The 24,067-nt window shown below is 70.2% G+C and carries 18 protein-coding genes and 1 tRNA gene; 2 read left to right on the forward strand and 17 right to left on the reverse strand.

Annotated elements, in window-relative coordinates; genetic code table 11:
* Positions 1 to 15 precede the first annotated feature (15 nt).
* Entirely contained in the window at positions 16 to 1,803 is a 1,788-nt protein-coding gene (locus ACFU9P_RS18160) for a DEAD/DEAH box helicase (RefSeq protein ID WP_384081700.1), read from the reverse strand.
* Between the two features lie 270 nt (positions 1,804 to 2,073).
* Positions 2,074 to 3,588: an MFS transporter gene (locus ACFU9P_RS18165; protein WP_384081703.1), complete on the reverse strand. Its 1,515-nt coding sequence runs from the start codon at positions 3,586 to 3,588 to the stop codon at positions 2,074 to 2,076.
* A gap of 215 nt (positions 3,589 to 3,803) precedes the next feature.
* Between ACFU9P_RS18165 and ACFU9P_RS18170 the strand changes: the two genes are divergently transcribed.
* Positions 3,804 to 3,875: transfer RNA gene (locus ACFU9P_RS18170), tRNA-Cys, on the forward strand.
* 119 nt (positions 3,876 to 3,994) lie between these two features.
* Here ACFU9P_RS18170 and ACFU9P_RS18175 read toward each other — a convergent pair.
* The 15 genes from ACFU9P_RS18175 to ACFU9P_RS18245 form a co-directional block, all read right to left on the reverse strand.
* Positions 3,995 to 4,669 carry a hypothetical protein gene (locus tag ACFU9P_RS18175; protein ID WP_384081706.1) on the reverse strand — a complete coding sequence of 225 codons (675 nt, stop codon included), beginning with the start codon at positions 4,667 to 4,669 and terminating at the stop codon, positions 3,995 to 3,997.
* 76 nt (positions 4,670 to 4,745) lie between these two features.
* Positions 4,746 to 7,088, reverse strand: a complete 2,343-nt coding sequence (locus ACFU9P_RS18180; RefSeq protein ID WP_384081709.1) for a hypothetical protein — start codon at positions 7,086 to 7,088, stop codon at positions 4,746 to 4,748.
* 13 nt (positions 7,089 to 7,101) lie between these two features.
* Positions 7,102 to 7,533, reverse strand: coding sequence for a hypothetical protein (locus tag ACFU9P_RS18185; RefSeq protein WP_376374189.1), 432 nt, complete (start codon positions 7,531 to 7,533; stop codon positions 7,102 to 7,104).
* Between the two features lie 76 nt (positions 7,534 to 7,609).
* Complete coding sequence (gene mycP, locus ACFU9P_RS18190) at positions 7,610 to 9,001, reverse strand: type VII secretion-associated serine protease mycosin (protein ID WP_384081712.1); 1,392 nt, start codon at positions 8,999 to 9,001, stop codon at positions 7,610 to 7,612.
* Positions 9,002 to 9,043: 42 nt separating this feature from the next.
* Positions 9,044 to 10,522 (reverse strand): hypothetical protein, encoded by a 1,479-nt coding sequence (locus ACFU9P_RS18195; RefSeq protein WP_384081714.1) that lies wholly within the window; start codon positions 10,520 to 10,522, stop codon positions 9,044 to 9,046.
* 69 nt (positions 10,523 to 10,591) lie between these two features.
* Positions 10,592 to 11,119, reverse strand: coding sequence for a hypothetical protein (locus ACFU9P_RS18200; RefSeq protein ID WP_384081717.1), 528 nt, complete (start codon positions 11,117 to 11,119; stop codon positions 10,592 to 10,594).
* A 135-nt stretch (positions 11,120 to 11,254) separates the two neighbouring features.
* On the reverse strand, positions 11,255 to 13,564 hold the full coding sequence (locus tag ACFU9P_RS18205; RefSeq protein WP_376374199.1) for a xanthine dehydrogenase family protein molybdopterin-binding subunit: 2,310 nt from the start codon (positions 13,562 to 13,564) through the stop codon (positions 11,255 to 11,257).
* On the reverse strand, positions 13,561 to 14,937 hold the full coding sequence (locus tag ACFU9P_RS18210) for a (2Fe-2S)-binding protein (protein ID WP_384081720.1): 1,377 nt from the start codon (positions 14,935 to 14,937) through the stop codon (positions 13,561 to 13,563). Before ACFU9P_RS18210 ends, ACFU9P_RS18205 begins: the two co-directional genes overlap by 4 nt.
* Positions 14,934 to 15,830, reverse strand: coding sequence for a xanthine dehydrogenase family protein subunit M (locus tag ACFU9P_RS18215; protein WP_046502952.1), 897 nt, complete (start codon positions 15,828 to 15,830; stop codon positions 14,934 to 14,936). The genes ACFU9P_RS18210 and ACFU9P_RS18215 overlap by 4 nt, the downstream gene beginning before the upstream one ends.
* Positions 15,831 to 16,130: 300 nt before the next feature.
* Positions 16,131 to 17,831, reverse strand: coding sequence for a beta-N-acetylhexosaminidase (locus ACFU9P_RS18220; protein WP_384081724.1), 1,701 nt, complete (start codon positions 17,829 to 17,831; stop codon positions 16,131 to 16,133).
* 3 nt (positions 17,832 to 17,834) lie between these two features.
* Positions 17,835 to 18,668, reverse strand: a complete 834-nt coding sequence (locus tag ACFU9P_RS18225) for a carbohydrate ABC transporter permease (protein ID WP_384081902.1) — start codon at positions 18,666 to 18,668, stop codon at positions 17,835 to 17,837.
* Positions 18,669 to 18,670: 2 nt separating this feature from the next.
* Positions 18,671 to 19,720, reverse strand: coding sequence for a carbohydrate ABC transporter permease (locus tag ACFU9P_RS18230; RefSeq protein ID WP_384081726.1), 1,050 nt, complete (start codon positions 19,718 to 19,720; stop codon positions 18,671 to 18,673).
* 5 nt (positions 19,721 to 19,725) lie between these two features.
* Complete coding sequence (locus ACFU9P_RS18235) at positions 19,726 to 21,042, reverse strand: extracellular solute-binding protein (RefSeq protein WP_384081729.1); 1,317 nt, start codon at positions 21,040 to 21,042, stop codon at positions 19,726 to 19,728.
* A gap of 271 nt (positions 21,043 to 21,313) precedes the next feature.
* On the reverse strand, positions 21,314 to 21,616 hold the full coding sequence (locus ACFU9P_RS18240; RefSeq protein ID WP_217308418.1) for a DUF3039 domain-containing protein: 303 nt from the start codon (positions 21,614 to 21,616) through the stop codon (positions 21,314 to 21,316).
* A gap of 143 nt (positions 21,617 to 21,759) precedes the next feature.
* Positions 21,760 to 22,320 carry a YqgE/AlgH family protein gene (locus ACFU9P_RS18245; protein ID WP_046504972.1) on the reverse strand — a complete coding sequence of 187 codons (561 nt, stop codon included), beginning with the start codon at positions 22,318 to 22,320 and terminating at the stop codon, positions 21,760 to 21,762.
* A gap of 263 nt (positions 22,321 to 22,583) precedes the next feature.
* Here ACFU9P_RS18245 and murA point away from each other — a divergent pair, with 263 nt between their 5' ends.
* Positions 22,584 to 23,924 carry a UDP-N-acetylglucosamine 1-carboxyvinyltransferase gene (gene murA / locus ACFU9P_RS18250; RefSeq protein WP_217308417.1) on the forward strand — a complete coding sequence of 447 codons (1,341 nt, stop codon included), beginning with the start codon at positions 22,584 to 22,586 and terminating at the stop codon, positions 23,922 to 23,924.
* Positions 23,925 to 24,067 lie beyond the last annotated feature (143 nt).

The raw sequence follows: 24,067 nt of genomic DNA on the forward strand, positions 1-24,067 counted from the left end.
CAACGCCCGCCCGGCTCACCGCATCCGCGTGGCCCACTCCCGTACCTTCGCGATCCGCTCCCGGATCTGGTTCGCCGTCGCCTCGGCGCTCGGCGGCCCGCCGCACACCCGGCGCAGCTCGGTGTGGATCACCCCGTGCGGCTTGCCGCTCTGGTGGACATACGCGCCGACCAGCGTATTGAGCTGTTTACGCAGCTCCAGCAGCTCCTTGTGGGAGACCACGGGCCGCCGCTCAGCCGGCAGTTCCAGCAGATCCGCCTCGGCGTCCGGCTTCTTGCGGCTGTGCGCGATCTGCCGCGCCTGCCGCTTCTGGAGCAGGAGCTGCACCTGGTCGGGCTCCAGCAGTCCGGGGATGCCGAGATAGTCCTGCTCCTCCTCGCTGCCCGGGTGCGCCTGCATCCCGAACTCGGCGCCGTCGTACAGCACCCGGTCGAAGACGGCGTCGGACTCCAGCGCTTCGAAGGGCAGCATGTCCTGTTCGCCGGTGTCTTCGTCCTGCTCCTTCTCGGCCTCCGCCATCTCCTTCTCGGACTCGGCGTACGGATCCTCGTCGCCGTCCTTCTTCGGCTTGTCGAGGACGTGGTCCCGCTCCACCTCCATCTCGCTCGCGAACCCGAGCAGATTGGGGATGGTGGGCAGGAACACGGACGCGGTCTCGCCCCGGCGTCTGGACCGTACGAAACGGCCGACGGCCTGCGCGAAGAACAGCGGGGTCGAGATCGTCGTGGCGTACACGCCCACCGCCAGACGCGGTACGTCGACGCCTTCCGACACCATGCGGACCGCGACCATCCAGCGGTCCTCGCTCGCGCTGAACTCGTCGATCCGCTTCGACGCGCCGACGTCGTCGGAGAGCACGACCGTCGCCTTTGTCCCGCTGATCTCGCGGATCAGCTTCGCGTACGCCCGCGCCGAGTCCTGGTCGGTCGCGATGACCAGGCCGCCCGCGTCCGGGATGCCCTTGCGCACCTCGGTCAGCCGCCGGTCGGCGGCGCGCAGCACATTCGGCATCCACTCGCCGCGCGGGTCGAGCGCGGTGCGCCAGGCCTGGGAGATGGCGTCCTTGGTCATGGGCTCGCCGAGCTTGGCCGCGACCTCGTCACCGGCCTTGGTGCGCCAGCGCATATTACCGCTGTAGCTGAGGAAGATGACGGGCCGGACGACTCCGTCGCCGAGGGCGTTGCCGTATCCGTACGTGTAGTCGGCGGCCGAGCGGCGGATACCGTCGTTGCCCTCCTCGTACGCGACGAAGGGGATGGGGTTGGTGTCGGACCGGAAGGGCGTACCGGTCAGCGCGAGCCGCCGCGTCGCGGGCTCGAACGCCTCAAGGCAGGCCTCGCCCCAGGACTTGGAGTCGCCGGCGTGGTGGATCTCGTCGAGGATGACCAGGGTCTTGCGCTGCTCGCACCGGTTGCGGTGCAGCATGGGCCGTACGCCGACCCCCGCGTAGGTGACGGCGACTCCGTCGTACTCCTTGCTCAACGGCCCCGCGCTGTAGTCGGGATCGAGCTTGATCCCGATCCGCGCGGCCGCCTCCGCCCACTGCTTCTTGAGATGCTCGGTCGGCGCGACCACGGTCACCTGCTGGACGACATGGTGGTGCAGCAGCCACGACGCGAGCGTCAGCGCGAAGGTCGTCTTCCCGGCGCCGGGGGTCGCGACGGCGAGGAAGTCGCGCGGCTGCTCCTGCAGATATCTGCCAAGAGCCCCCTCCTGCCAGGCACGCAGCTTATTGGCGGTACCCCAGGGGGCCCGGCCGGGGAAGGCGGGTGAGAGGTGGTGTGAGGAGGCGGTAGTAGTCACGGTCTCCGGTTCGGGCGCTCGGGCTGACGGGACGCGTACGCGGGGACGCACGCGTGGACGTACGACGACCGGGCCACCCTACCGGTGGGGCGGAGCGATCCTCGTACGAATCGGACCCTCCGCGGCCAGGTGCGACGGGCGCCACATCCGTACGGCCCGGACCGCCAAGGGCGCGCCGGACAGCCCGAGTTGCCCCGCTTCAGCCGTTTTTGCCGGTCATCTTTCGGCGGTCGGCCCTCTCTTGGCGGTCGGCCCTCTCTTGGCGGCCGGTCATCGCGTCCGTATCCGCGTAGCGACCCACACCCCCAGCAGCGCCACCGCTGCCATCGGCAGGAACACCGCGGCGAAGGCCGTCGGGTGGGAGGCGGTGGTGGCGGTGGCTTCGAGGGCGGAGTGGGACGGCGCGGTGCCCAGTGTGCCGCCGCCCAGGGCCGCGAAGGCCGCGCCGCCCGCCGTCAGCAGCAGAACGTTCGACAGGCCGTCGGAGATCTGGAGGGAGGCGGAGTTGGCGCCCGCCTCCTCCGGCGCCGAGAGCTTGAGGAGCAGCACGCTCGTCGAGGAGATCACCGCGCCCATGCCGAGACAGCCGACCCCCCAGGCGACCCCGACGATCCACACCGGTACGGACTCGATCAGCACGCTCGGCGCGGTCGCGATGGCGGCGGCCGTGAGCGCCATCCCGACCGCCATCAGCCGCTCGCGGTGCGGCTCCATGCGCGGCCGGGACTGGACGTACGAGCCGAACGCCCAGGTCGCGCCGCCGGCCGCGAGCGAGAGCCCGGCCAGGGTCGGCGACAGCCCGCGCTCGGTGACGAGCATGAGCGGTACGAAGCTCTCGGCGGCGATGAAGGATCCCGCCGACAGCCCGCGCAGCAGCACGACGGACGGCAGTCCGCGGGCCGCCCGCCAGGTGCCGCCGGGCAGCAGCCCGAGAACGGCCGGTACGAGCAGCGCGGCGCCCGCCGCGGCGGGCAGCAGTGACAGCACACGCAGATCCTGGCCCGCGTACTGGAGCAGCCCGGCGCCCAGCGAGATCCCGAGCGCGAGCAGGATCCGGCGCCGGTCCATGGCCACGACCGGCGCGGAGGGGTCGGCGGGCCCGGACGCCATCCGCCGTATCGCGGGCAGCGCGAGCGCCAGCGGAAACACGATCAGCGCCGGGATGCCGATGAACACCCAGCGCCAGCCGAGCTGCTCGGTGACGGTCCCGGCGGCGAGCGGTCCGACGACGGAGGGGATCACCCAGCTCGCGGCGAAGGCGGCCATGATCGCGGGCCGCAGCCGCTCCGGGTAGGCCCGGCTGACAACGACGTACAGCGCGACGATGACCAGACCGCCACCGAGCCCCTGAACGGCGCGGCCGATGATGAACAGCCACATCGTGCCCGCCGTACCGCACAGCAGCAGCCCGGCGCCGAACGCGCTGATCCCGGCGGCCAGCGGCGCGAGCGGCCCGCTGCGGTCGGCCCACTGCCCGGACAGCACCATGGCGAAGAGGCTGGTGGTGAAGTACGAGGAGAAGGCGAACGCGTACAGCGGAATGCCGTGCAGCTCCCGCGCGGCCACCGGCATCGCCGTACCGACGGCGGTCGCCTCGAAGGCGATCAGCAGGACGACGGAGACGATCCCGATACTGAGCGCCCGGTGCTCGGGGCCCAGGACACCCCCCTGACCGGGGTCCTTGGCCGCGGAGCCCTTGGCGGCGGGGCCTTTGGTGAACGAGGGACGCACGGCGGAGCTGTCGGCGGGCGCGACATCGGCGTCGCGTGGATCCAGGGGGGTCATAGGCACAGGGTAAGGGGCAAATCTCGGGTTGACCCATGTCGCGGGCCGTACCGGCGCTGGTCCCTTGGTCGTACGACCACCACCGTGAACGACGTGACCATCGTGAACGGCGTATGGCATTCGCATTGCACCCCCGCCCCCCGCCTTGAGCCCCACGCCCCACCGCCCTACGGTCGAACCAGCGACAAGGAAGCGCCGAACGACCGAACAGCCATGGCCGTGTGCCCGAGTGGTTCAGGGACTCGCCTGCAAAGCGAGTTACGCGGGTTCGATTCCCGCCACGGCCTCCGAGGGCGCGGAAAGCGGCCGCTCCGGGAATTTCCCGGGGCGGCCGCTTTTCTGTGGGGTCGTTTGTGGGTCGGGGGTGGGTCAGAGGTGGGGGGTGTGGCCGTGACAGACCAGACCCTCAGGCGCCTTCCGACGGCGCCGTCGACGTTGGATCGGCCTCGGCCTCAGGCTCGGGCTTCGGCTTGAGTACCACCTTCTCCGGAAGCCCTCCGTTGTTCTCGCACTCCAGCTTCTTCGCCAGGGCGAACGACGCCGCGTGGAGGACGGTGAGGTTGGCCTCGCGCAGGGCCTGGGTTTCCGGCACCTTCCGGTCCTTGAAACTCAGTGAGCCCAGGATGCGCGCGGGATCCTTGTCCGATCCGTCCAGTTGAGGACTCACGCACTCGAAGTAGAGTGAGGACTTCTTGGCTCCGGCCACGGCCAGCTTCCCCAGTTCATAGAACCGCTGGTCCGCCGCGTGGCCGCCTTCCAGGTCGTCCGGCTTGTAAAGGGCGAAGCTGATGTCAATACGCCCGGCATCACGCTTCTTGCCGTTGATCACACAGAATTCGCGGGCGCCGTACACGTACTGCCCGTCCGCGTAGAACTCCTTGAGTTTCTCGACAACCCTGTCCGGCGCGACGTCACCGGTACTGAAGAAGGTCGTGTCGCCGACCGTGGTTTCCACGGCAGCCGCCGCATCGCCGGAGAAAATAGAATTGCAGAGTTCACCGGCGCTCACGTAGAGAGGCTCCTCACTCTCATCGCCGCCGCACGCCGAGGCACCAAGGCCGAGCGCCAGCACCGCAGCCACGGTCCGCGCGGTGTTCCGTATCCTCACAGCTCTCGCTCTTTCCATTGTTTCGGCTTCTGGGTCCGCTTCGCTTGTCTCAGCCGGTTTCAGGATCATTGCCCTGCTGGTTCTCCCGGTCATTGCCCTTCGCGTAACCAAGGTCGACGGAGTCCTGGAGATCCCTGCCGAAGTCGCTGTTCATATCGATGCCGTGCTGGTCACGGAAGTGCCGCATGGGTGCCTCCGCGCTCTGCTCACCGGCCCGGAAGACGGTCGTCTTCTCCTCCCGGGTCAGCTCCTCGATGTTCTCCTTGTGCTCGTCGATGGCGTTGTCCGACCAGTCGCCGATGACCTGACCTGCGATCTGTTCCAGTGCCCCGCTGCCTGTGTCGACGGCGAGGGGCACCAGGATGGCCGCCGTTCCGGCCGCGGCGGCCGTGACCGGCAGGAACGCGACACCGGCGGCGATCGCGGAGGTCGCCCCGAACTCGACCCAGGCGGACCGCTGCTGCTGCGCCTTCTCGTACTCCTCGTGCAGCTTCAGGCCCTCCGCCTCGACCTGGTCGGCACGCGACTGGTCCAGCATTCCCTGGACTTCGGCGCCGACGCCCACTGCGGCCCGCGCCGCGCCCTCGTTGATTCGGCCGTCCGGACCCACCTGGGCCTCCAGCATGCTGGAGGTGTAGATCCGCTCGGCGGTGGTCAGGGACGCGTAGGCGTCGGGGTGCTGGCCCAGAGCGCTGAGGAAGGCGCGGGCGTCGCCCTGCCCGAAGCTGGCGTGGCCCTCGGGGTTCCGGTCCGGCGCGAAGATACTGCCGTCGGCGTTCTTTTCCAGCGCCCAGTTGATGTCGTCGATATAACCGGCCCCCATGTTGCCCATGCTGTCCGCCAGCGCCTCCTGGTGCTTGAGCAGGCCCGCGTCCCCTCCGTACTTCTCGACGACTTCCTGCATGATCGTGGCACTCGTCTCGTTCCGTACCGCGTTCGGGTCGGGGTTGTCCCATGGGTAGCCGAGTGTGGCGGATTCCAGGGCGTGGCCCAGCGCGTCCGGCATATAGGCCACGGACGCGGCGGCGGCGTCGGGGTCGTGGCCATTGATGTCCGGGAACGACTCGTACTCCTCGTTGGCGAAGTAGTCGAGATAGCTCTCGATGGGACGGCCGTCCTTGTCCTTGCCGAGGTCCGCAACGCCGTTCGCGTTGACGGTGCCGTCCTCGTTGTAGGCCGTGGGCTCGGCGGAGAAGAACTGCCTCGACGCCTCCGGGCTGTGCCCCAGCGCCTCCAGCATGCCGACGACCGGATCGTAACCGGACCCGTTCACACCCGACGGGTTGTACGGGTTCCTCGGCCCGCCGATCGCCAGCTTCGAGTCGGCGAACATGTACGGGTCCTTCTGGTGCAGTTGGACCACGTGCTCGGCTATCGGGTTCAGGAACTTCGGATCGTAGTTGCCGTACCGCATGATCCCGCCGAGGAGCTGATATCCGTACGGCGGGTTCATGTCGTTCCTGACGACCGGAATGCGCTCGGTCCCGAGCCGGCGCATCTCCTCGGACCACCGGTCGGTCCACGCGTCGTTGGCGCCCGTGGGACTGGTGGCGGTGGCCAGGTTGAGACCGAGGTTCCGCTGGAGCGCCTGGACGTCCCTCAGACGTTCCTCGTCGAGTTCGGAGTAGTCGTAGGTGTCCGTGGACAACTGACCGAAGAACTCCAGGGCGCCCTCGGGGCCGAGGCCGTCGTAGAACCTCCGGGAGAAGTCACGCGAGGAGCGGTTGTCGCTCAGCAGCTCGTTGAGCTGCTGGAGTTCGGCGTGCGTGAGGTCACGGCCCTTGTTGGCGAGGTCGATCGCGCGCTGTGCCTCCTCGGCGTCCAGGCTGTCGTACCTCGGGGCGCTGAAGTTGTGCTGGTCGGTGGTGATGTTCGCCTTGAGCGCGTTGGCCGTGGCCACATCGGCGTCGTCGCACGTCTCCACGATGGCGTCGATACGGCGCTGCATCGTGTCGATCTTGTTGTTCTGCGCGCGCAGCAGTTCGCTGTAGTCGGGGTCGTGGCGGGCCGCCTGGCTGTCCTGAAGCGGATACTGGGCCTCGACCCGGCCATGGGCGGTGACGACCAGCCCCTGTGCCGGCGCCTCGGTGTCCATCAGGGCCTTGAGGTCGTCCTTGGCCTTCTTGAACGCCTCGTAGCCGTCGGCGAGGATCAGTTTGATGCCCTTGGCGGCCTTCGCCGCGTCGTCGAACTCCCGGGCCGTCTTGTCGACGAACGGTTTGGTGACCTCGGCGGTGACGCCCCGCCAGTAGTCGTCCCTGGCCCTCGCCGCCATGGTCGTACGCGCGTCCTCGGCGAGCGTCTCCAGCTTGGTCGTCATCTCCGACCAGTCGTCCGCCGCCGACTTCAGCCTGTCCAGCGGGGCGTTGTACACGTTGTTGAAGGTCAGCACGGCTCCCCCGCGGCTACTTGAGGTACTCGTTTATGGCGGACACCGCGAGGGCTGCCGTGATCTCTTCCTCTTCCCTCGCGTGCGACGCGGCGCTGTAGTCGAGGTGGTTCGAGATGTTCGCGCAGGCGTCGAGCAGGGTGTTGAGCTGCGAGTCCCAGGTGTCGTGAACGGTCCGCATCGCGGCACCGGTCTGGAAGCTGTTGACGGTCATCATCGTCGCCGCCTCCGACGTGCTGGCGCGGGCGTGGCCGCCGTCGGACCGGAGCCTGCCGTGCAGCGCGTACGCCGCGCTCCCGATCTCGCCCAGCTTGTCCTGGTTGACGCTCAGATCGGCGCTGCTCCCGCCGCCGGATCCCTCATCGGGAACTCTGTTCAGCCGCATGTCGGAACTGGTCTCGGCGGTGGCATCAGTGCGGGCTGACGCCCATTCTTCATCGAACGACATGGCTTCCCCGTTGAACTGAAATGGTTGAGACGCTGGGCTGCGCAGCCTGAGACGGCGACGCGCGCTCGTCGGGCCGTTACGACCGTGGCGGGCCGGACGGCGGCGGCTGCTGCGGGTACTGCTGCTGCTGCGGCGGGTACGACGGCTGCTGGTACGGCGGCTGCGGCTGGTACGGGGACGGCTGCTGGTACGGGGACGGCTGCTGCGGGGCGAACCCGGTGGGCGGGGCGGGGAACTGCTGCGGAGGTACGGCCGCGCGGCGGCGGGACCGTACGAGCGGTACGGCGACGGCGGCGCCGATGAGCACGGCCGCACCGATGCCCAGGCCGATCCAGAGGCCGGTGTTGCCACCGTCGCCACCGTCGTCGGAGGAGGCGGCCGGGGCGGGGGCGGGCTGCTGGGCCTCGTCACCCTTGCCGTCCGCGTCCTGGGAGGCCCCGGGGGACGGCGACGCGGAAGCGGCTGCCGCCAGGTCGGGCAGCGGGTACTCGTCGGCGGGGCCGGGGTCGCCGGGGTTGGTGAGGGCTATGCGCGGGCGGACCATCCCGTATCCCACAGAGTCGTTCCGCTCGGCCCCGTCGGTCGGGCCGCCCGCGGTGTTGAGCATGACCCGCAGCACCTGGTTGTTCGTCCAGTCCGGGTACTTGGACCAGATCAGGGCGGCGGAGGCGGAGGCCAGGGCGGTGGCGTCACTGGTGCCGCTGGTGTTGCAAAGGCCGGTCTCACCGGCACAGGCGGTGATGATGTCGGTGCCCGGGGCGACCAGGTCCACTTCGGGGCCGCGCTGTGATTCGGTGGTCGCTTTGGCGTCCTTGCCGACCGCGCCGACGCCCACAACGCCCGGGGTCGCGGCCGGAAATTCGACATCAAGGCCGAGATTTCCGCTGTTGCCGACAGAGGCGAAGATGAGTTTGCCCTTGCTCAGCGCGTACTTCACCGCTTCACGAACAGCGGCGCCGTCGTAAGGGCCACCGCGCGAGATATTGATGACTTTCGCTGCCGAATCGGCCGCGTACCGAATGGCCTCGGCTTCCATCTCGTCGCCCGACCTTCCCGCGCCGAGGTCCGCCCTGATGGGGAGGATCTTCGCCCCGGGCGCCAAGCCGAACGCGCCGTCTCCGCCATGGCTCTTGCCCGTCGCCGCTATCAGGGCCGCCATGCCCGTACCGTGATTGCCGAAGTCGTTGCGCTCGTCGCCGGGCTTCACCGAGAAGTCCTTGCCGGGCAGCACCTGGCCTTCGAGGTCGGGCTCGGGATCCACGCCCGAGTCGATGACCGCGACGGTGACGCCCTCACCCGTGCTGGTGCGCCACATCTCCTCGGCCTTCATGACATCGAGATGCCACTGTCTCGACCTGACCGTCTCGGCGTGGGCGGGGGTGGCCGCCACGCCCGCCAGCAGCAGCAGCCCCAGAGAGCCGGATATGAGCACGTTCCATCGGGTGGCTCGGGTGCTGCTGGCGCGCATGTACGGTCCTTCTCACCGGATTCGGGCGGGGCGGGGGGCGGTTCAGTCGATGACCGGCGGCACGATACGGCGACCGCCCTGCTGCCAGGTCTCTTCGTCTTCTGTCAGATAGTCGGGGCGCTGTCCGTCCTCGTCCTCGGGGCGCCGTCCGGGCCGCTGGGAGGAGTGCGGTGCCACGCCGGGGCGTCCCGTCTGTCCCGGGCGGTTGCCACCGTCCGTACCGGCGCCACGGACCAGACCGGAGCCGCCGGGGGTGAAGGGACGGGCACCGGTCGTCCCGGCCTGCTGCGGCCGGCCGGCCATCATGCCGCCGGTCTCGCCCGCCAGACGGCGCCCGCCGGCCGTACCACCGGAAGCACCCGCGCCACCGCCCATGGCCCCACCGCCGGTCGCACCACCCATCGGCGGACGGCCGTGCATCGCCTCGCCGCCCACGACCGTGCCGCGCGGAATCCCGCCCGACGGACGGCCCGAAGCCTGCGGCGGCACGGGACGGCCACCGACGATGCCGGTGTCCCGCGGCATCCGCCCGCCCGAGGAACCGGCGAGCGGCGGCTGCCCGGAGAGCGAGGGCGGACGGACACCGCCGACCCGGCCTCCGCCGGGCTGCGAGCCGGGGTTGCCGCCGAACGCGGGCGGAATCAGCCCGACCGGAGGCATGCCGCCGTCGGGACGGCCCGCCGGAGGAACCACGTTCGGTGTCCCGGCCGGTGGAACCTGGGTCGGAGGCGGCAGCGTGGCCACGCTGTCGATCTCCATGGCCACGGGACGCTCCACGGAGGGCGGCGTCGTCTGGATCTGCGTGGGAAGCCCCGTCACCGGCGGAACGTTCCGGGTGTCCGCCGAGGTCTGCGACAACGACGCCCGGTATCCGTCCGAACTGCCCCCGCCACCGGCCGACGAGTTGCTGGACCAGGCAGCGTCCCCAGTGAAGTTGTCGCGCCCCCCATCGGGCACGAACGCCTGCGGCGGCGGCGGGAACACCGGCGGATCCTGCGCCCCTATCACCGACGACGACAGCGAGTACGACTGCGCCAGCTTGGTCATCTGCTGGACGGCTTCCGCGTGGTCCTCGTTGAGCTTCGCCCGCGCCTGCGACGCGATCATCTGCGAGTCAGGGTCGTTGTGGAACTCCCTGGCCGCTTCAAGGTTCCCCTGCGCCGAGGCGTCCACCGGCGGCAGCGCGGCCTTGACCTCCCTGAGGGTCTGGGCCGCGTCGCCCATCCATGTGGCGCCCACATCGGTGTAGTCCGCCAGCAGCAGCGTGGCCTTCCAGGTCTGGTCGCCCCAGGCCTCGAACGCCTCGCCCGCCTCGCCCCGCCAGTCCACCGAGGTGATGTACGTCTTGAGGTCCTGGCCGATGGTGTCGATGGCCTGGGCGGCCTCGGCCAGCAGCTCGGCGTGGCTCTTGAGCGTGTCAGGATTCGCGGCGTCGATCATGTTCCGCAGTTCCTGATGCGTGTGCGCCTCGAAGTCGGTGGTCGCCGCGTACGATCCCCCGCCCCCGCCGCTATCCAGCATGACGTCGGCCTCTCATATCCCCGTACCCCCGTATTCCCAAGTCTCCGTGCCGGCACGGCCCGGCCGGCCTCAGAACGCGCTGCCCGCGTCTGTGCCGCTCTCCTCGGCGGGCGGCCCGCCCGCCGTACGCTCCTGCTCCCTGCGCCGTTCCTCCTGGCGGCGGTCGTACTCCTCCTGCGCGCTCTGGCTGATGCGCTGCATACGCCGCCTGATGTCGTCGTCGATGTTCTCGTACCCCCTGCGGGAGCCCTCGACGGCGATACCCAGGGCCTCGATCTGGCCCGCCAACCCCTGGGAAAGGTTCTGGAGTTCAGTGTGAACCCTCTTGTACACCCCGTACAGTTCGTCGGCCTCGCTGAATCCCGTGCCGAGGTCGCCCCGGGCGACCTGGCCGCCCTCCATCTGCGTCGGCGCCGCGGGGGATTCGTCGAGCTTGGTCAGCAGCCCGTCCACCCGGTTCTTGAACTTGATCAGCTCCGAGGCGTCGACGTTCAGGTCCGCGGACCCGCGCCCGCCGCCGCCCCCGCCACCGCTCGCCGAATCGCTCGTGGGCAGCGCCGGATACACCGGCTGCCCCGTCCCGTCGTCCTCCGCCATCGACGTCTCCCCCGTTGATGCGTCTGCCCCGTTCACCACAGCTATGGAGATCACTGTAGCGAGAGCCCACGACAGTACGCATCCCGGGCTTGCAGGTGCAACGCGTATTACGCCACCGCGAGTTGAGGACCGCCGCTACGCGTTGGGGACCGCCACCGCCGCCTGCGGCCGGATCGGAAGACGGCTGATGGGGCGGCCCGTCGCCGCCCGCACCGCCGAGGCGACCGCTGCCGGGGAGGTCACCACCGGTGCGGCGCTGGCCGGTTTGGCGCCGAAGGGGGCCACCACATCGCGTTCTTCCACAAGTTTCACGATGCGAATATCTGGTGCGTCCAGGGAGGTGGGAAGTGCGTAACCGGTGAGGTCGGGGCGGCGGACCAGGCCCCGGTTGGTACGGAGGTTCTCGGTCAGGGCCGTGCCGATGCCCTGGGTGACGCCCGCCTCGATACGGGTCGCGAGCTGCGCCGGGTTGAGGACCCGGCCGACGTCCTGCGCCACCGCCATCTCGACCACCCGGATCGAGCCCAGCTCGATGTCGACGTCCACGACCGCGCGGATCGCGCAGAAGGCGAGACCCACGAACGCGTCGCCCTGGCCCGACGCGTCCAGCGGCTCGGTGGGGTGGGGGCGGCACTGCGCCGTCGCCCACAGCTCCTTGCCGTCCATCGCCTCGGTCACGGTGGTGGACAGCACACCGTCGTACGAGGTGATCTTGCCGTCGGTGATCTGGAGCAGCTCGGTGGACATCCCGAACTTGTGGGCCAGCGGCTGGAGGAGCTGCGTACGGACCATCTTCGCGGCCCGCTCGACCGCGCCGCCCGAGACCCAGGTGTGCCGGCCGTGCGCGGCGGGACCCGCCGGGGGCTGGTCGGTGTCGACCGAGGCGACATGGACCTCTTCGATACCGAGCGTCTCCTGCACGATCTGGCGGGCCAGGGTGGCGAATCCCTGCCCGGTCTCGACAGCGGCGCAGATCACCGTGGCCACCCCGTCGTGGACCTTGACGGTGGCCGTGGAGACCTCGTCCGCGCCCTCGGCGCCGAGCATATGGACCATGCCCAGGGCGTAGCCCACCCCGCGCCGTACCGCTCCCGGTTCGCCCGCGCCCTCCGGTCCTCCGGGCAGCAGCCAGGCCGCCTCCGGGGTGTCCTTGGGGAGCGCGGGCAGCGGGAAGTCCCGTACGGCACTGAGCAGTTCGGCCACCGGGGCCGGGCAGGTCACGGTCTGTCCGGTGGGCAGGATGTCGCCGGTTGCGAGGATGTTGCGGAGGCGCAGCTCGGCCGGTTCCAGGCCGAGTTTGGCGGCCAGCTTGTCCATCTGGCCCTCGTACGCCGCGCAGACCTGCATGGCGCCCTCGCCGCGGACATGTCCGGACGGCGGGTTGTTGGTACGTACGGCCCAGCCCTCGATGAAGGCGTGCGGGACGACGTACGGGCCGCAGGCGAACGCGACCGCAGCCGCGAGGGACTCGGACGAGGCGTCCGCGTAGGCGCCCGCGTCGAGCAGGATCTGCGCCTCGACCTTGACCAGCCGGCCCTCGGCGTCGGCGTGGTGGCGGTAGCGCAGCAGGGTCGGGTGGCGGTGGGCGTGGCCGAGGAAGGACTCCTCGCGGGTCGCGGCCAGTTTGACCGGGCACCCGGTGCGCAGCGCGAGCAGGCCGAGCGGGATCTGGAAGCCGGGGTCCTCGCGGTCGCCGGTGGCCCCTGGCACTCCGGTGACGACGACCTTCACCCGCTCCGGGTCCAGGCCGAAGCAGGCGGCGGCCAGATCGCGGTCGGTGTGCGGGTCGGTGGAGGCGGTGTAGATCTCGACGCCGCCGTCGGGTCTCGGTACGGCGAGGCCCGCCTCGGCGCCGATGGGCGCCGGGTCCTGGCGGCCGATGCGGTAGAGCCCCTCGACGACCACTTCGCCGGTGATCTCCGGGTCGCCGTAGCTGAGCGGGATATGGCGGATCAGATTGCCGTCGGGGTGGAGCGGCTCGGCGGCGAAGGCCTTCTCGGGGTCCGTGACCGGTTCGAGCACCTCGTACTCGACGGCGATCGCGGCGGCGGCGAGCCGGGCCGTGTCGGGGTGGTCGGCGGCGACCGCGGCGATCGCCTCGCCGTGGTGGCGTACGACCTCCGAGGCGAAGACGGGCCGGTCGACGACCGTGCGCCCGTACGCCGAGTCCCCCGGGACGTCCTCGTGGGTGATGACGGCCCGTACGCCCGGCATCTCGGCCGCGGCGGCGGTGTCGACCGAGACGATGCGCGCGTGCGGGTGCGGGGAGCGCAGGATCGCCGCCCACAGCAGGCCCTCGGCCCACAGGTCGGCGGCGTACGGGAACGTGCCCTCGGTCTTCGCGCGCGCGTCGGCCGGGGAGAGTGATGCTCCGAGGCCGTGCGCGGGGGGCTCCTGCTGAGGAGCGTCGAGCGCCGGGGTCCCGGTGGCCGCGTCGTTGCTCACGCCATGCCTCCGTCGGGCGAGTGCGGGGGCTGGGCGCTGCCGGCCCCTGGGGGTGCCTGGTGCGGGATGCGGGCTTCCTCGGAGGCCACGGCGGCGGCCTCCGCGCTCGCGGTCCGTTCGGCGACGACTTCGTTCACCGCGTCGAGCACGCCGCGGTAGCCGGAGCAGCGGCAGAGGTTGCCGCAGAGCGCCTGGCGGGTCTCCAGCTCGCTGGGGGCGTGGTTGCCCTCCAGGAGATCGTGGACGGTCATGGCCATGCCGGGGATGCAGAAACCGCACTGCACCGCGCCGCACTTGGCCAGGGCCCGCTGGACGTCGGAGGGTTCGCCGTCGGCGGCGAGGCCCTCGACCGTACGCACCTCGGAACCGGCCGCGGTGGCGGCGGGTACGAGGCAGGAGGCGACGAGCCGCCCGTCGACCTGGACGTTGCAGGCACCGCACTCGCCCTGGGAGCAGCCGTCCTTGGCGCCCGCGAGGCCGAGGCGCTCGCGCAGCACGTACAGGAGCGACTCGCCGATCCACGCGTCGGTGACGGGGCGGTCGGCGCCGTTGACGCGCAGGACGTAGGAGCCGGCGGGGTGTTCGGCGCTGTCGCTGCTGCTGGTGAGCGGCTCGGGCTCGGGCTCCGGAGCGGGATCGGCCTCCGGCCCGGGTACGGGCGTGTCGTGTACGGGCAGCTCGGCGGCTTCCGGTACGGACTGCTCGTGTACGGCGGCGGGCTCGGGCTCCGCGTCCGGAAGCGGCGCGCCAGGGGTGCCAGGCGCACCGTGAGCGCCGTTCCGAGTCGCGTCGGCGGGCTCCGCCCAGGGTGCCGCCGCGCCGCCCGGCAGGGTCGCCGGAGGGTTGCCGCCGCCCCACTGGGAGGCGAGCATCGACGTACTGAACTCGCCCGATTCGTCCGGTAGATCACCCTTGGCGACCGGAATCGTCCACTGGCCGGTCAGCTCCGAGGGACCCGGCACCTCCCCGGTGTCGCCACCCGTCCCGTTCTCGGCGAAGTTCCACTGCCCGGTCGATCCGGCCGATCCGGCCGGCCCCTGGCCGTACCCGCCCTGGCCGTACCCGCCCTGGCCGTACGCGCCCGGGTACTGCCCCGAGCCGTCCGTCCCCGGGTCCGGCCACCGTACGCCGCCCTCCGCGCCCTCCACGGGCGGCAGGGGCGCGATGTGCGGCGGTACGTAACCGTGCCCGGGCGCGGCCAGCGGCGCGTCCTGCCCGTCCTCCGGCGGAAGCTGCACGAACGCCGTGGACTCGCCGTCGTACTCGCCGCCCTGCGGCACCGGCTGCCAGCCGCCCCGCACCCGCGGAACCCCCGTACCGGTGCCCGAAGCGGAACCGGAACCGGAGTGCCCGGAGTTCTCGTTGGTGGTCACGACAGCGCCCTCCCCAGTGCTCGTCGGGCCAGCGCGGCGACCGTGCGCCGCAGATGCTGTACGGCGGGCGACACCGGCGGGGCCTCTCCCCCGTCGGCCGGCGGCGCCGGGTCCGGGATGCACGCGGCGGCGACGTACTCGCCGAAGGCGGCGAGCGCCTCCTGCGCGAGCCCCCGCGCGCCGTCCCAGTCGATCAGCGAGCCGATCCAGCGCTCGGCCTCCAGGGGCCGCAGCGGCATCGGCGCGATCGCGCCGACCGCGCAGCGCACCCCGCGGCGCGCCGGGTCGAGCACGACGGTGACGGACGCGGTGGCCCGGCCGGGGCCGGTGCGTCCGGTCGCCTTGAGGAAGACCTGGGGGGCGTGCAGCAGGGGCACCCGTACGAAACCGATCAGCTCGGCGGGCTCCAGCATCTCCCGGCCCGCGAGCAGATGGGAGATGGGGATCTCACGGCGCGCGCCGCCGGGGCCCGCGACGACGAGGTCGGCCTCCAGGGCGGCGAGCACCGGCAGCGAGTCCCCGGTCGGGGCGGCGGTGGCGATATTGCCGCCGAGTGTCCCCGCGTTGCGGATCTGCGGCGGTCCCGCGGCGCGCGCGGACGCGGCGAGCGCGGGGATGAGAGCCGCGAAGTCGGGCCTGCCCATGCGCGCGTGGGTGAGACCCGCGCCGAGCAGGGCGTGCCCGTCCTGGTAGTGCCAGCCGCGCAGCTCGCTGATCCGGCCCAGGCCGACGAGTCCCGCGGGCCGGAGCTGGCCCTTGTTGACGGCCGCCATCAGATCGGTGCCGCCCGCGACGGGCACGGCGGCAGGCATCTCCGTGAGCGCCGCCACGGCCTCGTCGAGCGTGGCCGGCAGCGTCACGGACTGCGCGGTCTGCGGTGCGTGCGTGGTCAACCCGGCTGCCCCTTTCCGGTGTCCCGGTGTCCCGCCTGTGTTGCCGTACCGTACGTGCTCACAGGCCGGACGTGGCAACTCTGGCACATCTTCCGGGCCTGCCGACGCGAGGGTCCACGAAGGGCGGATCCGTCCCCCACCAGGGGGAAGGTCCCGTTTCACACCTCTTCGCAGTCAGATACGGAATGCCACTCTTCGGCGTTCCTTGTACGACTTATCCCTACGGATGACGACGTTCCCGAGGACAGGGCCGGGGCGGGGCTCCGGGGCACCGGATCCCCCGTGGACCCGCGCGTACGCTCACACGTTTGGCGGCGCCCCCTCGATCGGGCGTCCGAGTACGCCCGGGCGGCGCTGCCACGGATGGGGGCCGCCGGGCGGGCGGTAGGCGACACCGAGTGCGTCAAGGCGCCGGTAGTGCTCGGCCATCCGCCGTTCGAAATCGGCGTAATCCCGTTCGGCGGGGGCGGGCAGGGACGACCAGGCGACCTCGGCGAAGGCGGCGAGCCGGGGGAAGACCTGGTAGTCGACGCGGGCGGCGTCCTGCATCACCTCGGTCCAGACATTGGCCTGGGTGCCGAGGACGTGGGCCGCTTCCTCCTCGGTGAGCTGGGGCGGTACGGGCTCGAACCGGTAGACGTCCTCCAGGGTGCGGACATAGCCGATGGGCATCGGCTCGTCCTCGCCCGCCGCCTGACGGTGGTCCAGATACACATGCTGCTCGGGGCACATGACGACATCGTGACCGGCCCGCGCGGCGGCGATCCCGCCCGCGTAACCCCGCCACGACGACACGGCGGCCCCGGGCGCCAGGCCGCCTTCGAGGATCTCGTCCCAGCCGATCAGCCTGCGGCCCCGGGCGGTGAGCCAGCGGTCGAAGTGGCGGATGAACCAGGACTGGAGCTGGTCCTCGTCGGCCAGGCCCAGTTCGCGCATCCGGGCCTGGGCTGTTGGCGACTGCCTCCACTGGTCCTTGAGGCACTCGTCGCCGCCGATGTGGATGAACGGCGAGGTGGCTGCGGGGAAGAGGCCGAGCAGTTCTTCGAAGACGCCCTCGTAGAAGCGGAGGGTGTTGTCAGTGGGGGCGAGTACGTTTGCGGTAATGCCCCAGGTGTCCCAGACGGAGAGGGAGGTCGTGTCGATGACATCGGTGTTGCCGAGTTCCGGATACGCGGCGATGGCCGCCTGCGAATGGCCCGGGATATCGATCTCGGGCACGACCCTGATATGCCGTTCGGCGGCGTAGGCGACGATCTCGCGGATGTCGTCCTGGGTGTAGTAACCGCCGTGCGGCTTCTCGTCCCACAACTCCGAGGCGCGGTGCCCCCATTTGGTGCGTGAGCGCCAGGCGCCCACCTCGGTGAGCCGGGGATGGCGCTTGATCTCCACGCGCCAGCCCTGGTCGTCGGTGAGATGGAAGTGGAAGACATTCAGCTTGTGGGCGGCGAGCAGATCCAGATAGCGCAGGACGCCGTCCTTGGGCATGAAGTGCCGTGACACATCGAGCATGAGACCCCGCCAGGTGAAGCGGGGCGCGTCCTCGATGACGCCCGGGGGTACGGTCCACTCGCGCCCGGGGGCGACGGGCGCGGCGCGGTACGCGTCGGGGCCGAGGAGCTGACGGAGGGTCTGCGCCCCCCAGAAGACCCCGGCCGGGCCACCGCCCTCGATACGGACCGTCCGCGTGTCGACGGCGATCCGGTACGCCTCGGGGCCCGACTCCTGGGCGGTACGGGGGTCGACGGCGAGGACGATCCGGCTGCCGGAGCCGGGGCCGGGGGTGCCGTTCGCGCTGTCGGCGAGCGGCAGTCCGGTGGCGGCGCCGACGGCCGTACGGAGCCAGCGGGCCACGCCCTCCGTGCCGGGGCCCGCCTCGATCACCGTCCCGCCGTCGAGCCGGCAGGGGCCGGTTCCGAGCGGTAGGGGGCCGGTTCGCAGCGGGCGTGGGATCAGGTGCGGGGTCGGATCCATCTCGTGCGCCCTCATCTCGTACGTCCTCATTCCTCAGTCCTTGACCGCGCCGCCGAGTCCGGAGACCAGGCGTCGCTGCACGAGTACGAAGAAAACCAGCACCGGAATGGTCATGACGGTGGACGCGGCCATGATGCCGCCCCAGTCGTTCTCGTCCGGTTTGAAGAAGACCAGCAGCGCCATGGGAAGCGTCGACTGGGAGGTGTCGCTGATGATGAAGGACTTGGCGAAAAGGAAGTCGTTCCAGGTCGAGATGAAGGAGAAGACACTCGTCGCGACAAGCCCGGGCAGGACCAGCGGGAAAAGGATCTGCCACAGGAACCGGGTGCGGCTCGCGCCGTCGATGTACGCGGCCTCCTCCAGCGCCTCGGGGACCGCCCGTACGAATCCCCGCAGCATCCAGATCGCGAAGGGCAGCGAGAAGGCGAGATGCGGCAGCACGAGCGAGCCGAGCGTATTGAGCAGCCCGGCATCCCTCATCAGGAAGAACAGCGGGATGGTCAGCGCCTCGACCGGCACCATCTGCGCGATCAGGAACATGATCAGCAGGGTCGTACGGAATCGGAACCGGAAGCGGGTGACCGCCGTGGCCGCCAGAAACGCGATCAGCGCGGAGGCGATCACCACCGTGCCCGCGACCACCAGGCTGTTCAGGAAGTACCGCCCGAATTCCTGCTGTTCGAAGACCCGGCGGAAGGAGTCCAGCGAGGGCGAGAGCGTCCAGGGACGGGCCTCGGTGGACTGGATCTCGCCCGCGGGTTTGAGCGCGGAGAGGACCATCCAGTACAGCGGAAAGGCCACGATCACCGCGATGACAAGGGCCGATGCCTCGGCCACCAGCCGCCAGGGACGGCGTATACCGAGCAGGTTCACAGGTCTTCTCCCCGGCGTCGGATCAGTCGCAGATAGACGAGAGTGACCGCCAGCAGAATCACCAGCATGACCACGCCGATCACCGAGCCGAGGCTGTACTGCGAGGAGGCGAAGGCCTTCTGATAGGCGTACACATTGAGCACGAGATTCTGGCCGGCGATTCCGCCGCCGTTGGTCATCACATAGATCTGGGTGAAGACCTTGAAGTCCCAGATGATCGACTGAATGGTGACGACCACCAGGATCGGCCGCAGCATCGGCGCGGTGACGGACCGCCAGATCCTCCACTGCGAGGCGCCGTCGAGCGCGGCCGCCTCCAGCACCTCGCCCGGCACGGCCCTGATGCCCGCGTACACCGTCACCATCACGAACGGGAAGGAGCACCACACCACTTCGAGCAGCACCAGGGTGAAGGCGCTGTAACGCCCGTACGTCCAGGAGAAGTCGCCGAGCCCCAGCAGCCGGTTGACCGGACCGTAGTCCGGGTCGAAGAGGAAGACCCAGACGGTGGATCCGGTGATCGCCGGGGTGGCCCAGGCGCCCAGGGCGGCCAGCATCAGCGCGAGCCGCGGCACGGCCCGGACACGCGTCAGCAGGACGGCCAGGGCGCAGCCCACCGCGAGAGTGGTGACGACGCACGCGGCGGCGAACACCACCGTCGCGAGCAGCACCTGCCAGAACTGGGGGTCGCCGAAGAGCGCGGTGTAGTTGCCGAAGCCCTGGAAGGTGGTGGGTTCACCGCCGCTGACCTGGGCCTGGGTGTATTCGAGGAAGGAGATCAGACCGAGCTGGTAGATCGGGTAGACGAGCAGCCCGCCGAGGACGACGAGCGCGGGCGCGAGATAGAGCCAGGGCGTCCAGCCGCCCTCCCCGGCCCGCCGGGGCCCCCGCCGGCGGGCGCCCGCGGGGGCGGAACCGACGGCGGGAAGTGGCGTGTTCTCGCCCCTGCCACCACCCCCGGACCCTCCCCCGGGCCCAACTCCGGACCCGCCCCCGCCCCCGGGCCCGACCGCGCCTTCGGCGAGGCCTTCCGTACGGTTCGTCATCGTGCTCAGCCCGCGGCCGTGAACGCCGCGTCCATCTTCCGCGCCGCCTCGTCCGATGCCGTGGCGACGTCCTTACGGCCGCTGACGATCTCCTGGAACATCGTCGGCAGGACGAGCGAGGAGTCGATCTGCGCCCAGCCCGGCGACGCCGGAACGAACTTGGCGCCCGCGCCCAGGGTCTGGACGAACGGCTCGACGAACGGCTCCTTCTTCGCCGCGTCCGCCAGCACATCCGTGTACGTCGGCAGGAACCCCATCGCGTCGAACAGCTTCGACTGGGTCTCCTTGCCCGTGAACGACTTCATCAGGTCCACCGCGAGCGTGCGGTGCGACGTGCTCTTGAGGACACCGATGTTGTTGCCGCCCGCGAAGGCCGGTGCGATCGAACCCGCCGTGACTCCGGGCAGCGGTACGACCGCGTACTTGCCCTTCACCGAGCCCTCCTCGACGGCCGAGTGACTGAAGTCACCCCCGATCGCCATCGCGGCCTTGCCCGAGGCGAAGGCCGTCACCGTCGCGTTGCCGCCCATCGAGGCGCACTTCGCGGCCGGACAGTTGTCGTCGCCGAACAGGGAGGTGTACGCCTCGATGCCCTTGCGGGCAGCCGGGCTGTTGACGGCGGCCTTGTACGTACCGCCGCTCTCCTCCGCGAGTTCGCCGCCGTTCGCCCAGAGGAACGGCATCGCGCCATAGGTGTACGCGCCGCCGACCGCGAGCCCGTACAGCTCCGGCTTCGCCTTGTGGATCTTCTTGGCCGTGGAGATCAGCTCCGCCTGGGACGTGGGAACCGCGATCCCCAACTCCTTGAACACATCGGTGCGGTAATACAGCGCGCGCACGCCCACGAACAGCGGCGCGCCGTAGACCTTGCCGTCCACGGTGACGGACTGCCGGGCCGTCGGGTCGGTGTCCTTGGCCTCGTCCCAGGCGTTGAACTCCGTGGTGATGTCGGCCAGTCCGCCGTCCTTCACGTAGCCGGCCGTGTCGGTGTTGCCGTACTCGATCAGATCCGGGGCGCTCTTCGGGTCGTTGAACGCGGCCTTGACGCGCTGGGCACGGGTCTCTACCGGGATGTACTCGATCTCGACCTTGGCGTCCTTGTGCTCCTTGGAGAAGGCGGCGACGGCCGCGTCGACCACCTGCTCCTTGGGCTTGTTGCTGACCTCCTGGAAGAGCCAGACGCGCAGGGTGCCGCTCTTCTCGTCCTTCGTCGCGCTGGTGTCGGACGTTCCCGGGGCGCAGGCGGTGGCGGTGAGACCGACGAGCGCGAGTGCCGCGATCGGGGCCACCGTACGGGCGGCTATACGGGCAGAAAGCTTCATCCGGGATCCCTACGGGTCGGCGTTGCAGCATGCGCAACGTACGTTTCGTGCTGCACAACTCGCAGGAGACTAAACACCGCTGGAACACGCCGACAAGTGGTCTCAACCATTTCGTTGCAGCGGACACGACAGCGAAACAGCGTCAGCGACCGCCGGAAACGCACATCGCGCGGAACACCGCCGCGCGGAACACCCGTACAAACGCGCACGGCCCCCGGGGCGCACACATGCGTGCGCCCAGGGGGCCGTACCGACGGAGAAGGACCAGCCGCTACTTCCTGCTGCCCTTGTCCTTACCGCCCTTGCCCTTGTCCTTGTCCCCGCCGGGGCCCATGGACTCGTAGATCTCCTTGCACATCGGACAGACCGGATACTTCTTGGGGTCGCGCCCCGGTACCCAGACCTTTCCGCACAGTGCCACCACGGGAGTGCCGTCGAGGGCACTCGCCATGATCTTGTCCTTCTGGACGTAGTGGGCGAAGCGCTCGTGGTCGCCGTCGCCGTGCGACACCTGTGGTGTCGGCTCCACGAGGGTGCCCGTACCTGCCCCGCGCTCGGGCTCAAGAGTGCTCATGGGAGCCAAGGGTACCCACGCCGGACCGCTTCCGGAGGCTCCGGGTCCGTGCACTCCGCATCCGGCCGCTCACACATCGCGCCGACACGCCGGACACACCTCACGAAACGGACCTCCGAAGCCCTGCACCGCGAGCCGTAAGGTCAGTTGAGCGAGGGATCGTCCGGGTATGTCGCGACCATGGCCAGCTCGCTGCGCTGCCGTCGCAGCACCGCACGCCACAGCCGCTCGGGCCGCGGCGACGACACATCACCCGGCTCCGACTCGACGACGTACCAGGCCCCTTCGCGCAGTTCGGCCTCCAACTGGCCAGGTCCCCAGCCCGCGTAGCCGGCGAAGATGCGCAGCGAGCCGAGCGCCCGCGCCAGCAGCTCCGGCGGGGTCTCCAGATCGACCAGGCCGATCGCCCCGTACACCCTGCGCCAGCCCAGCGGCCCCTCGTCACCCGGTATCACGGCAAGTCCGAGCGCCGAGTCGAGCGAGACGGGGCCGCCCTGGAAGACCACCCCGGGCTCCCCCGCCAGATCCCCCCAGGACTCCAGGATGTCCCCGACATCCACCGGCGTCGGTCTGTTGAGGACCACGCCGAGGGAGCCCTCGTCGTCGTGATCGAGCAGGAGGACCACCGCGCGGTCGAAATTCGGATCGGCGAGGGCCGGTGTCGCGACGAGCAGCCGCCCTGTGAGCGAGGACACCTCGGTCATGCGCAACATGATCCCGCATCTTCGCGTTCCGCGGGGCGCGCGCTGCACAGTGCGCGTGCGCGCAGCTCAGGGCGCACCGCGGCAGGGGGAGCGCACACCCCGGAAAAGCACCTCGCGTAACCCTGCGCGACGACCCGAAAACACCCCGTGACCTGCCGTGTTCTTTTACGGTCCATGGCCTTCCCGGGCCTTACGGCACAGGGGTCCTGGCCCCTTACCCTTTTCCTTGGCCACCTGCCCGCCCACTCCGGAACGCGAGATTCATGACCGGCACAGACGATGTAATGCTTGTCCACGGTGGCACCCCGCTGGAGGGCGAGATCCGCGTCAGAGGCGCGAAGAACCTGGTGCCGAAGGCCATGGTGGCCGCGCTCCTCGGCAGTGGCCCGAGCCGGTTGCGCAATGTGCCGGACATCCGTGACGTACGGGTCGTACGGGGGCTGCTCCAGCTCCACGGAGTGACCGTGCGCCCCGGTGACGAGCCGGGCGAGCTGGTCCTCGACCCGACGCATGTCGAGAGCGCCAATGTCGCCGACATCGATGCCCACGCGGGCTCCTCGCGCATTCCGATCCTCTTCTGCGGCCCCCTGCTGCACCGGCTCGGCCACGCCTTCATCCCCGGTCTCGGCGGCTGTGACATCGGCGGCCGGCCGATCGACTTCCACTTCGACGTGCTGCGCCGGTTCGGCGCGACGATCGAGAAACGCGCGGACGGCCAGTATCTGGAGGCCCCGCAGCGGCTGCGCGGCACGAAGATCCGGCTGCCGTACCCGTCGGTCGGCTCGACCGAGCAGGTACTGCTGACGGCCGTGCTCGCCGAGGGTGTCACCGAGCTGTCGAACGCCGCGGTGGAGCCGGAGATCGAGGACCTGATCTGTGTGCTCCAGAAGATGGGCGCGATCATCTCGATGGACACCGACCGGACGATCCGGATCACCGGTGTCGACCGGCTCGACGGCTATACGCACCGGGCCATCCCGGATCGTCTCGAAGCCGCCTCCTGGGCGTCCGCGGCGCTGGCCACCGAGGGCAACATCTTCGTACGCGGCGCCCAGCAGCGGTCGATGATGACCTTCCTCAACACCTACCGCAAGGTCGGCGGCGCCTTCGAGATCGACGACGAGGGCATCCGCTTCTGGCACCCGGGCGGCTCGCTCAACGCGATCGCGCTGGAGACGGATGTGCACCCCGGCTTCCAGACCGACTGGCAGCAGCCGCTGGTGGTGGCCCTGACGCAGGCGTCCGGCCTCTCCATCGTGCACGAGACGGTGTACGAGTCGAGGCTCGGCTTCACCTCCGCGCTCAACCAGATGGGCGCGCACATCCAGCTCTACCGGGAGTGCCTGGGCGGCTCGGACTGCCGCTTCGGCCAGCGCAACTTCCTGCACTCGGCGGTCGTCTCGGGACCCACCCGGCTCCAGGGCGCCGACCTGGTCATTCCCGACCTGCGCGGCGGCTTCTCGTATCTGATCGCGGCACTGGCGGCCCAGGGCACCTCCAAGGTGCACGGCATCGACCTGATCAACCGCGGCTACGAGAACTTCATGGAGAAGCTCGTCGAGCTGGGCGCGAAGGTCGAGCTGCCGGGCGGCGCGCTCGTCTGACCTGCACACCTCGTCCGGCCCGCACACAGGGGCGGGGACCCGGGGCCGGTGGTGTCCCCTTCTGTTTTTGTTTTGTTTGTTGGTTTTTCCCAGGAGTTTTCCTTCCCTTTGGGAACGCTCTATTTCCCCTTGCTGGCTTCCTT

Source organism: Streptomyces sp. NPDC057617 (assembly GCF_042800555.1).
Taxonomy (GTDB): domain Bacteria; phylum Actinomycetota; class Actinomycetes; order Streptomycetales; family Streptomycetaceae; genus Streptomyces.

What these genes read in the sequence shown, in the direction of transcription:
- ACFU9P_RS18220 (WP_384081724.1), bottom strand. Translation starts at nt 17,831, where the DNA reads ATGAGGACGTACGAGATGAGGGCGCACGAGATGGATCCGACCCCGCAC.
- ACFU9P_RS18235 (WP_384081729.1), bottom strand. Translation starts at nt 21,042, where the DNA reads ATGAAGCTTTCTGCCCGTATAGCCGCCCGTACGGTGGCCCCGATCGCG.
- mycP (WP_384081712.1), bottom strand. Translation starts at nt 9,001, where the DNA reads ATGCGCGCCAGCAGCACCCGAGCCACCCGATGGAACGTGCTCATATCC.
- ACFU9P_RS18195 (WP_384081714.1), bottom strand. Translation starts at nt 10,522, where the DNA reads ATGCTGGATAGCGGCGGGGGCGGGGGATCGTACGCGGCGACCACCGAC.
- ACFU9P_RS18200 (WP_384081717.1), bottom strand. Translation starts at nt 11,119, where the DNA reads ATGGCGGAGGACGACGGGACGGGGCAGCCGGTGTATCCGGCGCTGCCC.
- ACFU9P_RS18230 (WP_384081726.1), bottom strand. Translation starts at nt 19,720, where the DNA reads ATGACGAACCGTACGGAAGGCCTCGCCGAAGGCGCGGTCGGGCCCGGG.
- ACFU9P_RS18185 (WP_376374189.1), bottom strand. Translation starts at nt 7,533, where the DNA reads ATGTCGTTCGATGAAGAATGGGCGTCAGCCCGCACTGATGCCACCGCC.
- ACFU9P_RS18165 (WP_384081703.1), bottom strand. Translation starts at nt 3,588, where the DNA reads ATGACCCCCCTGGATCCACGCGACGCCGATGTCGCGCCCGCCGACAGC.
- murA (WP_217308417.1), top strand. Translation starts at nt 22,584, where the DNA reads ATGACCGGCACAGACGATGTAATGCTTGTCCACGGTGGCACCCCGCTG.
- ACFU9P_RS18240 (WP_217308418.1), bottom strand. Translation starts at nt 21,616, where the DNA reads ATGAGCACTCTTGAGCCCGAGCGCGGGGCAGGTACGGGCACCCTCGTG.
- ACFU9P_RS18245 (WP_046504972.1), bottom strand. Translation starts at nt 22,320, where the DNA reads ATGACCGAGGTGTCCTCGCTCACAGGGCGGCTGCTCGTCGCGACACCG.